Source organism: Flavobacteriales bacterium (assembly GCA_016704485.1).
Taxonomy (GTDB): domain Bacteria; phylum Bacteroidota; class Bacteroidia; order Flavobacteriales_F; family PHOS-HE28; genus PHOS-HE28.
Genome location: JADJAA010000003.1, coordinates 58,720 through 73,180 on the forward strand (window position 1 = coordinate 58,720; position 14,461 = coordinate 73,180).

Below are 14,461 nucleotides of genomic sequence, written 5' to 3' on the forward strand. Positions count from 1 at the left end.
AAGGCTATCCAATTGAATGTGTCTCCGTTACGTACCAAGCCAAGAGTACCTCAAAGCTTAACGCTTAATACCGGGAATGTTGTGTGATTCACTATATCCTCGGTCAATGACCCGTTCACTACTTGAAAGAAGCCAGTACGACCGTGGGTCGCCATCGCGATCATATCCGCATCTATTCCCCTCGTAAAATTCAGAATACCCTCCTCAATACTGAGGTCATTGTAAATAGTGGCTGTGAACTTTGATAGCGAATGCCGTTGAAGAAAACCGTCGATCGCCCGATTACTGTCCTCGCTCCGTTCGAATGACCGCGGGGTGTTCACCTTCAATAGATGCACATTCGGATCGAAAATGTCCAAGAATGGACGGAACGCATCGAACTTCTCAATATCACTGGATGTGAAATTCGAGGCATAAACAACATCCCGAATGTTAAGATCCTCTATCGGGTTCTTTGTAACAAGCACGGGCATTGGAGCAGACCGCACTATCTTCTGGGTATTGCTCCCAACCAAGTTCTTAACGCCCTTGGCACCATGCGTACCCATGACGATCAGGTCTGCTGATGCTAAGCGTTCATTCTTGAACATATCCGTAAGGCCTACTTGACGTAACATGAATTTCTTCAATTCAATACCCTCAAGAAATGGCAATTTCCGAACCAGCTCCAGCCTCTCCTCGATCTCTTCTCGGACACGTTGGTTCTCCGTATGGAAATCCGTCATCTGTTCATAGAGATGAACGACATCGATCACCGCATTCGTGCGCTGGGCTATGAATGATGCAACACGCAAAGCATCCGTCGCACAATCGGAAAAATCATAGGGGACTAATATGGTCTTAATGCTCATTGATAAGTTGTATTTCAGTTACAAACAATGCTGAAAGATAAGTGATGTGGAAACTTAATCCCCACCTCCCTCGAATAAATTGACCATCTGCTCTATTTTCGCCATGTTCATCCGTACCATGGAACCTTTTGAAATAGCCCCCACCAGTAGAACACCGCACGTTGTTTTCCATCGTGGTAACGGCAATATGTCAATAACAGGTTGCTCGATCCCGGAGAATGCGGATAAATTCTATGCGCCGATCCATGACGTCATTGAAAAATATATTTCAGCACCTGCCGCAAAAACGACGATGCGTGTGGAGTTATCCTATTTCAACTCCAGCTCTGCAAAATTCCTGCTGGAGATCATGAAGAAATTCGACGATCTCCATGACTCTAGGTTATCAGAAGTTCTTTTGGAATGGTGCTATATAAAAGGTGATCTGGATCAACAGGAAGCAGGTGAGGACTTCAAGGAACTTCTGGATTTCCGTACTGAATTGATCGAACTACCGGACCCGGACGAGTAGCATTCAATCCCCGAATGCTTCAGCCCAAGCGCGTTCTGATACGGGAACGCTATCCTTGAAGTACGTTATCTCACCCCACGGGTGCACCACCCTGCGATAAACGCACTGCTTGCCAGCTTTGGTAACCTCACGCTCACAGACCAACGCCCTTCCTTCCTTACTATACCGTTCAACAACGCCATCGGGCATCGGCTCCTTGGCCTTTGTACTGGACGGTGAGGTAACCTTCTCCTCCGTAGGAACATTTGAGCGAACTTGCTGATCCGGGATACTGGTCGGCACCTTTACGGTGGAGATCGCCGTATCCATAGCCGGGGTCGGCTTGGTTGGCGGTACCTCTGGAATTTCAATCGTACTTGGGGGTACTTTCGTTACAATGACAGGTTCAGCGGGTGGCTTCAGTTTCTCGAACGTAATTCCGTTTTCGGGTCTTGTCGGTTCAAGTTGCTGTTCTGTTCGTAGTTGGATCAATGCATTCAGATCCTGGATCTTCACCTTCGGGAATACGTTATACGGGCGCATGCTCCGTGCGATCTGATACTGGTCCAGTGACTCTTCGAATCGTTTTTCGCGAAATAGGGCTTCCGCTGTATTCATAACAGCCTGATAGGCAACATCGTTCTCCGCTTCACTTTGTTCCTTTTTTGCGATCCTGTTCCTTTCTTTGGCACTTAGGTCCGCGAATTCCTTGGTAAGACTAGTGTCAGACTGACCGTATGAACTACTGATTATCAGCGCGGATGCGAAAATCAACGTGAACCGTTGAACGTATTGCAGATATTTTAAAGTATAGCGTTTCACTGGTCTTTATTTCAGCCGCATGGAGGTTCGGCCTTCGTTCCTACGAAATTCGGATAAAAATGGTTTCATAGCAAGTTCTTCACGGTTCATATCACGCAGGCTTTGCTACGATCCGGATCTACGCTGTTAATACCTTTAGCCCGAAATTCTCATTAAGAATTCTGATATTTTGGCAAATACAACGCATGAACCGAACGTTGGATGCGTTGATCCATAAAATAGCAACATGAATATGAAAGCCATTCTGTCCCCTGTACTGAGCATCGCTATTCTACTCACGGCTTGCACCGCGGACCCGAAGCAAGACCCTATGATCAAGCAATTGGAACAGGACGAAGCGCGTGCACGAGCACAGGTAGCGGAAAGGGACTCCACGATCAATGCAATGTTCAGTACGTTCAATAGGATCAACGAGAATTTACGTGAGATACAGGTCAAACAAGGTGAATTGGGATCCACCGGAACAGGTGCTGAACAAAGCAGCAACGTGGAGGACCGGATCATGGGTGGTATCCAAAGTATCGATGATCTTTTGGCCGACAACCAGAAACTGATCACAAAGCTTAGGGCACAATCAAAAGTATCGGCAAATGGTATTTCAGAGCTTGAGCGGACCATCGCTGAAATGGAACGTAGCACGAACGAAAAGAATGTGGAAATAGAAGGTTTGAAAGAGGAATTAGCAAGTTCCAATAGTTCCTTGGCCACGCTGATCGCGATGTATCGTGATAAGACGCAGCTTTCCGATATGCAACGCAATGATCTTAACACTGCCTATTATGTTATCGGCACATCCAAAGAACTGCGCGCTAATGGCGTACTGACCAAAGAAGGTGGATTCGCTGGGATCGGCGCAAATACCAAACTGAACATGGAGAATTTGGCAAAGGAGAACTTCAAGCAGATCGATATCCTGGAAATGCAGGAGATCCCCGTTCTATCCGAGAAATTCAAACTAAGCACTTCCCATCCGGCCGGTAGCTTTAAGATCGAGGAGGGTTCCGGAAAATTGATGATCACCGATGCAAATGCATTTTGGAGCGTATCCAAATACTTGGTGATCGTGGTGGAATGAACTATTGAAGATCAACTGCCTTTTGCTCCGCGTACCATCTGCTCAATTGCATCCCACATGCCCGGCTCTACCATGTCCAGCATGTTGAATTGGCCGGCACCTTTGAGCCATTCTCCACCATCAATGGTAACCACTTCGCCATTGATATAACCGCTGTAAGGGGAAACGAGGTATGCCACAAGATCAGCCAATTCCTGGTGCTCACCCAAACGGCCCAATGGAACTTTTTTCCGCATATCGAATTTTTCCATCATTTCTCCTGGTACCAGTCTGCTCCATGCACCTTTGGTCGGGAATGGCCCTGGTGCAACGGCATTTGTTCGGATACCATACTTACCCCATTCAGCGGCAAGTGAACGCGTTAGGGCCAATACACCTGCTTTGGCACACGCACTAGGCACAACGTACCCTGATCCGGTCCAAGCATATGTGGTAACGATATTGAGCATCACCTTATCGCGCTCTTTCTGCTTGATCCAATGCTTACCGAAAGCCAACGTGCAATTCACGGTTCCCATGAGCACAATGCCAATGATCGTCTCGAATGCCTTGCTGCTCAACCGTTCAGTTGGACTGATGAAATTACCTGCTGCGTTGTTGATCAACCCATCCACTTTTCCATAATGGCCCACCACTGCAGCGACCATAGCGTCCACCTCCTCTGCTCTTCGAATGTCACATGCAATGGGAAACACTTTGCCGCCGGTTTCCGCTTCGAGTTCCATGGCCGTCTTCTCCAGAACATCCATTTTGCGGCTGGTGATGCAGATCTCGGCACCAAGCTCCAGACAATACTTAGCCATGCTCCGCCCTAGACCTGTTCCACCGCCTGTGATCACGATCACTTGTCCCTTCATTGCGCCTTCGCGCATCATTCCTTGTTTGTGTTCCATCTGTTCGAATTAAGGAGCGTTACTCCTTGTAGGTGCATTGGTCCGTGGGGTTTCAGGGATCACCGGTGCATTCCCGTTATCAGGGTCAGGTGTTACAGGGGGATCCGGCATGCCCCTATCGCAATTCGCGTTCAGAAGTTCGCGTACCTCTGGTCCGTGGAACGCGGTGAATTGGAGTGAAAGCGCCGTATGGAAATGCCCGCACGCTCTTGTCGTATCGCCGCTTTCCAGCGCTATTACACCTAAATTCCGATATACGAAAGGGTTGGTCCTGCTCTTCTTGGCTGCCAAATTGATGTTCTTCAATGCCTTGTCCCGGTTACCCAACTTGTAGTAGGCCCAACCTCGGTTATTGAACGCATAACTGTAGTTGGGATCCAATTTGATCGCACGATCATAGTCAGCAATAGCCTTCGCAAAATGGCCTGATGATGCATGTAGAAAGTAACCTCGTGCATTCCATAGAACGGCATTCCTTGGCTCTAACTCCAGTGCTTTGTCCAGCGATTCCTTAGCCATCACCGTATCTCCCATTAGTGCATAGCTACCACCACGTTCACTAAGAACCAATGCATTCGATGGTTCGATCGCCAGGACCTTATCGAAATAGGCAATTGCAGCGTTATGGTCCTTCTTCGCTTTCTCCAATAAACCTAAACGGTACCACGCTTCAGCGTCCTTGGAAGACCCCAATGAGCGCTCCAACCATGTTCGTGCACTATCCGGAGCACCTACGCCAAGCATGGATATACCCAATTGAAGTGCCGCTAATCGCCTGAGCTCACCTTCGAACAGGCCATAAGCTTCGCGTGCATCGTTCTTGGCACGATCGTATTCGCCGATCTTGTTATTCCCCTCCGCCCGCAAGATCAAGAACTCCTTTTGTGGTGGTTTAACCACCATCATGTGGTCACATTTCCGAATGCCTGGATAGACTTTGCCCCGCGCATAGAACGACAAGACCTTATCCCACTGTTTTTGATCCTGTGCTTGAGTGGTGGCACTGAGCGAAACTAAAAATATGATCACCGCGGTCCATCGCATGCTGCGAAGTTATTCCGAGCCGCCTTGCCCGCAAGGGAATATATTCGTTCCTTGTTCGTTGTTCGTGCATTATACCTTCTCACAATAGCTATAATGAAAAGGTGATCCGTATTGCAAATGAAAATGGAATATCCAGCAAAAGTGCTGCTGGCATGGGGTGAGGCGATCAGCGGTCATGTGGGACTCAGGGATTGGCTCATGAAGAACGGTTACCCCGAGCTCGGCATTTTTACGTTCGCACTTCGCAATAAAAAGGAAGCGCGCCAGTGGTTGATGGATAATGGGCAACCCCACCTTTTGGCCGTAATAACCGGAATTGAAGGGGATACGAACGCGCTCTCTTGGTTGGAGCATAATAACATGAACGTCCTGAAACAGCTCGCATTGACCGGCGATGGTGATGAAGATGCTTTTCGCTGGCTACTTGAACAAGGGCATCGTGAGTTGGCCATGATCGGCAAGAAGATGCACCGTGTCAAAAGCGATATGGACGATGACTATCGTGATCCACACAAATTTGCACGTGATTGACAAGAGTGGCCTCTCACTGATCCCTAGAAAAGCAAAAAGCCCCTTCCGAGGATCCGGAAAGGGCTTTTGGGGTCTGTTGTGTATCGCTTAGCGCACGACCAAGCGTTGTGTGGAACGCGTTCCGTCCGAGAAGGATAAACGTACCTGATAAACACCTTGCGCAAGACCGCTCACATCGAAAGCGGAAGCGATGAGGCCTCCACCCGTGTTCGCAATGGCCTGCTGTTGAATCAGTTGTCCGCTAGCATCAAAGATCTCAACACTGCGTGCAGCGCGCTCGGAATTGTTGAAGCTCAGGTTTACTTCAGCGGTTGCCGGGTTCGGATATGCCGTGAACTGTACATCGTCGTAGCTCAATTCGGTGACACCCACCTGGCCGGGGCCGAACATCCATTCCGCCGTGCGTGTAACTGCAGGGTTTCCGGCACCAATGATCACCGTGTCGATGGACATTTTCATGACCGGATGACCTGTCATTCCGTCGAAAAAGTAATACGTATCAAAACTCCAATAGATCGCAGCGAATGGATTCTGATCATTGATCACCTTACGCACTTTTACGCGTAGTACATCATCCACAATAGCTTCAGGCAGTGCCAATGATCCATATCCATCGGCCTCACCAGCGATCGTCCCGATGCGCGTGTTCGCAATTCCTTGAACACTGAAGGAAGCAGCGAAATTATCCGTCCATGTATCACCATAGTCCAATGGTAACTTAAGTTCCAGAACCGGATCGCTATACGTGACCAGACCAGCCAACGAATTCTTTTCGCCCCTTCTCTCAAGGCCATCCGTTCCAAATGAGAAGAACAGTGTATCGGTACCACCGTCCGTTGTAAGCAAGGTTGCGGATGCTACAGTTGTTGGGGTTACGCTTGGTGCCAGGTACTTGTAGTCACGATTTCCAACACTAGCAGGCCAAAAACCATAGGCCTGCGCAGCTCCGGAAGGGCCAACGTCCATAAAATTATCTGCCCTATCAATAGGGAACTCAGAGCCAGATGCGCCAACACTGTTGGTGGCCGTTAAGGTTGGTTGAGCGATCAACATACTTCCGCCGAATACGGAGGTGGTAAATAGTAGTGTACGAATGTTCATGTTCTGCAAGTTCAGTTTTGGCTTGTGCAAAGAAAGACGGTATTTCTTACCCGAACGCTGCCTAATACATCTAGTTCTCTACATTATGTGGCTCTGGTGCTCAAAACTTTGATCATTCAGCCCTTCGGAACCCAATTCTTTCCTTCACTTTGTAGCCCTATACTTTCATCCATGAAATTCAGTGTTAGTGAAGCTACGGACCTGATCCGGCAACGACGGACGATCTATCCGAAGGACTATACGGATCGTGAGGTTCATAAGGAGATCATTGAGCGTGTGCTTACCAATGGCACCTATGCTCCCACGCACGGCATGACCCAACCTTGGCGGTTCACGGTTTTTACTGGTGAAGGGCGCAGAACGCTCTCCACCTTTCTTGGTGAAGAATATTCCCGAACGGTACCAACGGAAAAATTCCTTCAACGGAAATTCGACAACGTAACGCTGCGTCCGATGCAGAGTTCCGTGGTGATCGCTTTGGGTATGGTGCGCGATCCGAATGGCAAGATCTCTGAACGTGATGAATTGCTGGCCATGGGTTGCGCCGTTCAGAACATGCATTTGACCTGTGCATCATACGGATTAGGTGCGTTCTGGGCTACTGGAGGACCGTTGATCGGAGACGGAATGTGCAACTTTCTTGGACTTGGCGAACAGGATAGTTCACTCGGACTTTTTTTCATTGGATACCCTGCAATTGAATGGCCGAAAGGCTATCGTAAGCCGATTGATCAACTCGTAACGTGGAAGACCACTTAGGTATCGATCTACATGAACTGTTCCTCGAACGAGATAAACCTAGCCTTTCTAGCAGTGACCGATGGTGAAGTACTCCTGCGGGACAATTGCGTGGTGCTCATCTTTGCACTGAAATAAACACTTCCAGTCAGGTCTCTTATTCGACGGTCTTGATCAATCAAAAAAATACCGGTATTCGGACGGTCAGTTCATTTTTAGTGAAGCTGACCTTCGTAGCTTGTTTGGTCCTTGTTGGTCTTACCGTTCATGCACAAGCGGGGTCAACCACATTCGGCATTCAGGTAAAACCAGTGATCCCGTTGGACATGTTCAACAAACTCGTTACCGTGGAACGCGAACACTTGAAAGGAAGTGTGGAACTTACTGGTGGGTTCGCCTTTGGTATGACCGTCCGGGTGGGAATTACGAATGCCATCTCTTTCGAGACCGGCCTCGGCCAGATAAAACGCCGCTACGAATATTCGATCACCAACGATACGAGCAACTACTCAGAGAGCAACAAGGTGCGTTACTTGGGGTATGAACTTCCCATAACTGGATTGGTCCATATCCGCCTTGGCGAACAGATGTGGATGAATGCCGCGTTGGGCGCCTCCATTGATATGTACCCCAGTGAAGTGCGCTCGCTGGTGGATGAAGGGAGTATAGATATTGCCCGTAGATATTGGGCACAGCTTGGCATTCTAGGAAACCTCGGCGTGGAATACCGAACACGTAAAAGCGGCACGATCTATTTAGGAGGCACCTTTCATAGGCCCTTCAATGACCTGGCACCGTTCCGATTGATCTGGGGAAAAGTAGGTGGTGCTGCGTATAATTTGGATGGCACCATTGATGGTAGTTATTTGACCGTGGACCTGCGGTACTATTTCCACGAGGACCCACAAAAGCGACGGGTGAAGCGGGCTAAGAAATAACGAGCAGGCGCTGGCCGCTCACTCTACTCCACCACAACCCGTTCTGTTCGCACACCTTCCGGATCGCTGATCTTGAGCAAGTAAACGCCCTTTCCGAAACGCGCTAAGTCAACTTCTTCTGTAGTTGCGCCACTTGGCAATGGGCGTTGGTAGAGCAACTTGCCCATGCTATCATAGACCGAATAGAACGAATCCGAGCGTAAGGGATCAACGAAATCCATCGTAAAACGGCCGGCAGTTGGGTTGGGTCGGATGCGCGGAGGTGGTTTTTTTAGTGGGTAGTTCGGGACCTGCGTGATCGTGCAACCGTCTATTACTTCAAGTGGAGGGTATATGGTATCGTTGATATATGCAGGGTACCGAACCGCCCCATCTATGGAAGTAAGTGTAAAACTGCTATCAGTGGGGAACAGGTTCTGCACCTGTACCGAATAGTGATGCTCGTGCTCAGGGCAGGGCAGGTGGCCTAAGGAATCTGCTTTGAACAGGAACGTGCCCAAGCCCAGGCTGGAGCCGTTGAACAGGAAGCCGCCATCAGAGTGAGCATGAAGGTTGTACACTTGATAGGAGTTGCTTGTAACGCCAGCGGAACGTGTCCACAGTGTATCGCCGTTCAGGTCCGTCGTCATCAGGAAAGCCTTTCCTCCTCCTTGTCCTCTAATTTCCGCCAGAACTACATAATTCCCGTCTCGGGTCTCATCCATCTTTGCACGATCAGCGTTCCAGCCAGTGGGGGCGTCATACCCCTTACACCATTGCACATCACCAATACCGTTCAAACGCATCATGAAGAGATTGGTACCCGATCCGTTGTCCTTATCGGTATAGCCGATCACCGTGAAGGAACTATCATTCTCCACCTCGCAATCGCGCATCACTCCCTCGGGACGTATATAGGACTTGAGCCAAAGGAAGTTCCCGTTGGAATCCATTCGGCCAACCGCTGCACCACCCGGATCCATATTCATTCCCACGAGCAGATCCCCATTGGGGAGTTCTTTGACGAACTGGAAATAGCCCCCTTGACCAAAGTCCTTGCACCAATCAGGATCACCGAGCGAATCGATCTTTAGGATGAAAAAATTATAGTCAGCTTCTATGGGTCGGTTAGTTGTTATGATGCCGTGGTCCATTGTCAAAATAATATCTCCCCCTGCAATTCTATTGGCATTCAGATTTGTTAGATCATAGTATGAAGCATTCAATATTGTGCCTAAAGAATCCATTGTTCCAATTACGGGGTCATACGGCGTATTAATTAAACCATACGCACCTATAAAAATGAATTTATTGTCATTGACCTTCTTAATTGCCTGAACTACTTTAAATGTGTCGATTGCATAACATTGAGTGTGCAGGATGTCTCCTTGAGAGTTAATTACGGAAGTGCCTGATTGATATGCCATCCCGGTCAATAGATTCCCACTCGTCAGTTCAAATATTTCATGGCCGTATGTGCCGAAACCGTAATAATACTTCTGAAATGTTGACTGCCCCTGAGTCTGAAAATTCAACATTGCTATGAATATCAAAAAAGAAGTAATGTCTTTCATCAGTTAATGTATTATCAATGTTTTCATCCTCGTAACTTTCTGGTCCGAAACCCGCACACAATAGGGTCCCTTGGCAAATCCTTCTGTGGATATTTGCAACAGTTGCGTACCATTACTATTGAAGGATCGTATGCGCTTACCTGAAAGGTCATAGATCACTACCTCTTTAGATACATCGTCGCTGGGCAAAACGATGTTCACTTCGGTGCGTGTTGGGTTCGGGAACAAGTTGAACTCCCAAGATAATGATTGAGCAGTTGGTTCGGGCGACAGCGTAAGGTTTTTGGGAACCGGGTTCAGTGAGATTATGAACGCGTAGTCAGCCCGCAGGGTATCTAAGAAATATTGTATCGTATCCCCTAATGGAGCGGTGGACAGGTCTAAGATGACCGACCCAGTACCAGTAGAGTCGATTCCGTTTTCCGGCACTATCGTGGTATCCATTCTGGTCGGGAACCAAGAGATATGATAATCAGTGCCGCTTTGGAAACCTGGGATGGTAAGGAGCTGAACTGTGGGCGCAGCGCAACCTAGAAAATTCTGTGTGTCTGCGGTCAAGTAGTAGTTGTTCTCCCAATAGGCATTCAAGTTATGCACCCAGCCCACAGCCATAAGGCCATCATCACTCTGCAAATAATAACACTCGATCTTACCGAAATTATCATAGACAAGCTGAGGGTTGTAGTTCCCATTGAAGAAATCAAACCCTGGCCAGTTGGGATTAGTCAACAACTTATGCAAAGGTTTGAAGTGGTGGTACAACGTTTGGTTTTTAACTGACACCAGAAGAGCTGTGTCAGGTCTAACTCTAAGTATATTCGTTGCACCTAAAATGCCCGAATGAACCGGTTGGTCAGGATTAGATACGTCTAATGGAATTCCCTGGGGCCCTGCCCCATGCGGCAACGAATTCGGCCACCAGAATACGCGATTCCAGAACCAATCGCTGCCCGCAGCGAAATTGCCAAAGAAGGTACTGGACCAGATCGCATTGTGGAAGGAAACATCGTAGTTGCTGAATACCGTGTACGTGTCATAGTTCCCAGTAATTGTGTCATTGTCATGATCAATAGAACCCCATGTACCTACCTCGCCATTCTGGAAGGGCTTTTTCTGGCCGTTGCTTTGGAAATTGTCCCGGTACGCTTGGCTGTCATTAAAATTGTTTCGGAGTAGCTCCTCTCCATTATAGGAATACTTGTGTACGTCGATCAAGTCAATATCGGGGTTGGTGAAGGGTAAATAATGGGCCGCGTCGTTTGGACCGCCACCATCCGTAAAGCTGGCCAAAAACAACTTGTCACTTTCACCCAACGGCGAATGCGCAGGATCAGAAAAGTTGACAGGATCCCTTACAAAATGGGAGATGCTGCTGAACCAATTACTGATCGTGCCAGGGAGATCCGGGTCCTCTGGCCAGAACAAAAAATTGTTGGGGCAAAGAGCGATATTTGTACTGTCGGTAATATTACGATCAACTCCATACGTAAGCATTCCATCCATCTCATTGAACGGTTCTATCGAACTGATATTCACGGAATATCCCCACCTGGACATGATGTACTTGTATTTTCGCTTCCAGTAATAAAAAACACCACTATCCGTATTGGAGGGATCTCCGTCCGTGAAGAAATAGTGTTCAACGTCGAACAAACCCGAAGTATCCCGGTTGTTCTCCAAGAATCTGATCACGTACGGATCACCTGCCCATATATACGTTTCGTACGCTCCCCCCGGCCCAAGCGGTAACGCAAGTTGAATGTAGATCTCATTAGCCCTGGCCGCATCCAGCATTCGATCAAAAGTCCAACACTGCGTTTGGCAATTGCCGGTATAGGTCAGTGCATAACCACAATTTGGTGGTGGTACAGCCTTGAAGGCATCGTAGACACCTGCATTCACCCATTCGGGTGCGAAAATATTCCGCATTAACCACATACGCAGGGAATTTCCGCCAACGGAATGCAAATCATCCATGGTTTTCAACATGGTCTTGTGATCACGTTGCCCATAAAGATACCAATCTAGCCCAGGGGTTGTACCGCGTACATCGGCCATATTGGTTCCCAAACCGAAAAAGGCAGTGCTATCCTTGAACTGCAAGTTGCGGTGGTTCGTTTGGTTCACTTGCAAGGGGCCGTGGTTGTCCGGCAGCGGTGGATCACATACAAAACTGTAATTGCCAAAGGTCCTTTCGGGTAGGACCCCATTCGCATTGGTAGTATGCGGCGCACTTACGGTTATGGAGAAATTCCAAGTACCAACTTCATCCGGCGCAATGCGGAATCGGACCGGATATGGACTTAACGGACCATCGATATTTTCCACGAGCATAGAATGGTCTAGTGTATCCGGCCATTCAGCCTCGCGCATGTAAAAGCCCCATTTCATTTTCTGAACTCCTGTAGGGCTTGTCAAGCGCATTACAAGAAGTAATGAATCATCTGCATACGGATTCAGGTCGTGTTGTAGATCTACCATGCTGGGCGTGGCTGTCTGCTGAACTCCATCGTAATAGAAATTTGCAAAGAAGTGTTCAATGGCATCCACAAAGTCCTGCGGCGGTTTCAACCCCAACTCCAACTTCTCCCACTTTTCAACGTGCATTACATTGTTGATCACATGTGTTGCCGGGTCCGGAGTTATTTGCACAAGGTCCGCAGCAGTGCCTTGCGCATCATCGATCCATGCTCTGAAGTGTCCGTTCGCTCCGAAGCCACCAGCATGAAAATTCTCTGTTAAATGAACTTGCGTACCGGAGATGAGTTCAGAATTCGCATCGGCCGTTATGGTCAGTGGTGAGGATGAGGAGCTAGCTATGATAGTATTGGCGTACCAGTGATAATGAGCATCCGATGTCCATAAACCATCATCGATAACTACACCTTGATCAGGAGCTGGTGTTTGCGAATATCCTTCCAAGGAATAAGCACCACCTAATAGTAAAATGACAAAACATTTCACGATTGCCGAAGACACCTTCCTTGGACCTAATGGTGCACAGCTACATGCAACACTGCGCATACTACTGAGCATTACGCGCGCTGCCATTATTTGGTGGCTTCTAACGTTTGAACGCGCGCTTTCAATTCATCCAGTTCGTCTTTAAGTTGCAGGATGTACAGCGCTTGTTCTTCCATGACCCGAACAACCTGTGTTTGCATGTCACCGAGCTCTATACCGCCTTTTGTAGCCACATCACCAGCAGAGGGTATTCCCGGCAGGTGTTTATAGGACTTTAAATACGCTTTTAGTTCAGTAAGTGGCATGAGGTGGTATGCCTCTTCAAATACAAAATCCGGCCATGGACCTGGTTTTACGAGCACATCCCTGCATGCAATTCCATCTTCAACAAAGAGTCGGTACCCCACGATGGCGCCTGCAGACGGGTTCGTTCCAATACCAACTTTACCATTGGTATGGAATACCATGCGTTGCTCTCCGTTCGTTACGATCGGGAGCTTAACATTATCCAACGTGCCGAGTAACGGCTCAGAGCCTGGGCAGAGTTCCGGGAAGCTGTTACCCCGTGTTTCCCAATACGGGAAAAAATCCAACGTCCTACAAAGTATTGGTGGGTACATAGGTCCATAATTCGGAAAACCTCCTCCACGCAGAACACCACCTTCATCTACCTGCAATGGTCCGGTACCCGAAATTGTTCCACCTAATTTGATGGTGCCATCAGACTTGAGCCTTAACAATTCATTGCTATTGCTTTTAAAAACCACATCGGTATTATCACTGGTACCAATGTATTGGCTATTCGGATCGGTGTTGGCATTGCCGCCCTTCTTCCAATCATCGCTGTCGGGCTGCTTTAAAAAGACCGGCTTCGATCCTTCTACGCATCCATTATCATCGGTAACTTTTACGGTGTAACTCTGTGCTCCCAAGCCTGATCTATCCTGTGTTAACACACCGTCTCCCCAATTATATGAATATGGGCCAACGCCATAGGCCACAGTTACATCAATACTTCCATTGTAACAGTCGTGGCAACTTATGTTAGCTCCATTCGGGTATTTGAATGGTTCCGCCAAAACCTTTAGCGCTTCGGGTTCCTTTAGCGTGATCGAACCATCTCCCATGAGGTTGTTCACATCGAAGACGGAAACCCGGTAGTATCCGGCCGGTAATCCGGTTAAGTCCTCGATCGTGTCCCCGGATGTCCATAGGTAGGTATATGGTGCGGTTCCGCCGCCCACAGTAAGGTCTATTGAACCACTCTTGCCACCAAAGCACTGTATACTGTACCCATTGAAATCACTTGGTGTGAGCGTGAGAGTGAGTTGCCCTTGTGCATTGACGATACCACATAGACAGATCGCAACGCAAGCAATCGAAAGTCCAACGCGACGAATCTGGAAATTTTTAGACATGGGAGAGTAATTTATTGGTTTTGCTCAAGTAAACCTAAGTGTT

At 48.2% G+C, this 14,461-nt stretch carries 13 protein-coding genes; 5 read left to right on the forward strand and 8 right to left on the reverse strand.

Annotated elements, in window-relative coordinates:
• Positions 1–50 precede the first annotated feature (50 nt).
• Positions 51–851, reverse strand: coding sequence for a universal stress protein (locus tag IPF95_17280; GenBank protein ID MBK6476435.1), 801 nt, complete (start codon positions 849–851; stop codon positions 51–53).
• Positions 852–969: 118 nt separating this feature from the next.
• Here IPF95_17280 and IPF95_17285 point away from each other — a divergent pair, with 118 nt between their 5' ends.
• The gene (locus IPF95_17285) at positions 970–1,362 is read left to right on the forward strand and encodes a DUF1987 domain-containing protein (GenBank protein MBK6476436.1); all 393 of its coding nucleotides are present in this window, start codon (positions 970–972) and stop codon (positions 1,360–1,362) included.
• A 3-nt stretch (positions 1,363–1,365) separates the two neighbouring features.
• On the opposite strand, the gene IPF95_17290 is transcribed toward IPF95_17285, so the two are convergent.
• On the reverse strand, positions 1,366–2,163 hold the full coding sequence (locus tag IPF95_17290; GenBank protein ID MBK6476437.1) for a hypothetical protein: 798 nt from the start codon (positions 2,161–2,163) through the stop codon (positions 1,366–1,368).
• Positions 2,164–2,395: 232 nt separating this feature from the next.
• Here IPF95_17290 and IPF95_17295 point away from each other — a divergent pair, with 232 nt between their 5' ends.
• Complete coding sequence (locus IPF95_17295; protein MBK6476438.1) at positions 2,396–3,238, forward strand: hypothetical protein; 843 nt, start codon at positions 2,396–2,398, stop codon at positions 3,236–3,238.
• Between the two features lie 11 nt (positions 3,239–3,249).
• Here the strand turns inward: IPF95_17295 and IPF95_17300 are convergent, their stop codons facing one another.
• Entirely contained in the window at positions 3,250–4,131 is an 882-nt protein-coding gene (locus tag IPF95_17300; GenBank protein MBK6476439.1) for an SDR family oxidoreductase, read from the reverse strand.
• A 9-nt stretch (positions 4,132–4,140) separates the two neighbouring features.
• Complete coding sequence (locus IPF95_17305; GenBank protein ID MBK6476440.1) at positions 4,141–5,175, reverse strand: tetratricopeptide repeat protein; 1,035 nt, start codon at positions 5,173–5,175, stop codon at positions 4,141–4,143.
• Positions 5,176–5,298: 123 nt separating this feature from the next.
• Between IPF95_17305 and IPF95_17310 the strand changes: the two genes are divergently transcribed.
• On the forward strand, positions 5,299–5,706 hold the full coding sequence (locus IPF95_17310; GenBank protein MBK6476441.1) for a hypothetical protein: 408 nt from the start codon (positions 5,299–5,301) through the stop codon (positions 5,704–5,706).
• Between the two features lie 87 nt (positions 5,707–5,793).
• Here IPF95_17310 and IPF95_17315 read toward each other — a convergent pair whose 3' ends face one another.
• Complete coding sequence (locus IPF95_17315; GenBank protein MBK6476442.1) at positions 5,794–6,807, reverse strand: T9SS type A sorting domain-containing protein; 1,014 nt, start codon at positions 6,805–6,807, stop codon at positions 5,794–5,796.
• Between the two features lie 171 nt (positions 6,808–6,978).
• Between IPF95_17315 and IPF95_17320 the strand changes: the two genes are divergently transcribed.
• Positions 6,979–7,566 (forward strand): nitroreductase, encoded by a 588-nt coding sequence (locus IPF95_17320; protein ID MBK6476443.1) that lies wholly within the window; start codon positions 6,979–6,981, stop codon positions 7,564–7,566.
• Between the two features lie 149 nt (positions 7,567–7,715).
• Complete coding sequence (locus tag IPF95_17325) at positions 7,716–8,483, forward strand: PorT family protein (GenBank protein ID MBK6476444.1); 768 nt, start codon at positions 7,716–7,718, stop codon at positions 8,481–8,483.
• A 23-nt stretch (positions 8,484–8,506) separates the two neighbouring features.
• On the opposite strand, the gene IPF95_17330 is transcribed toward IPF95_17325, so the two are convergent.
• From IPF95_17330 to IPF95_17340, 3 genes are all read right to left on the reverse strand, one after another.
• A complete protein-coding gene (locus IPF95_17330) occupies positions 8,507–9,616 on the reverse strand; it encodes a T9SS type A sorting domain-containing protein (protein ID MBK6476445.1) in 1,110 nt (369 codons plus the stop codon).
• A gap of 423 nt (positions 9,617–10,039) precedes the next feature.
• Complete coding sequence (locus IPF95_17335; GenBank protein ID MBK6476446.1) at positions 10,040–13,087, reverse strand: T9SS type A sorting domain-containing protein; 3,048 nt, start codon at positions 13,085–13,087, stop codon at positions 10,040–10,042.
• Complete coding sequence (locus IPF95_17340) at positions 13,087–14,418, reverse strand: SprB repeat-containing protein (GenBank protein ID MBK6476447.1); 1,332 nt, start codon at positions 14,416–14,418, stop codon at positions 13,087–13,089. The genes IPF95_17335 and IPF95_17340 overlap by 1 nt, the downstream gene beginning before the upstream one ends.
• Between the last annotated feature and the right edge of the window lie 43 nt (positions 14,419–14,461).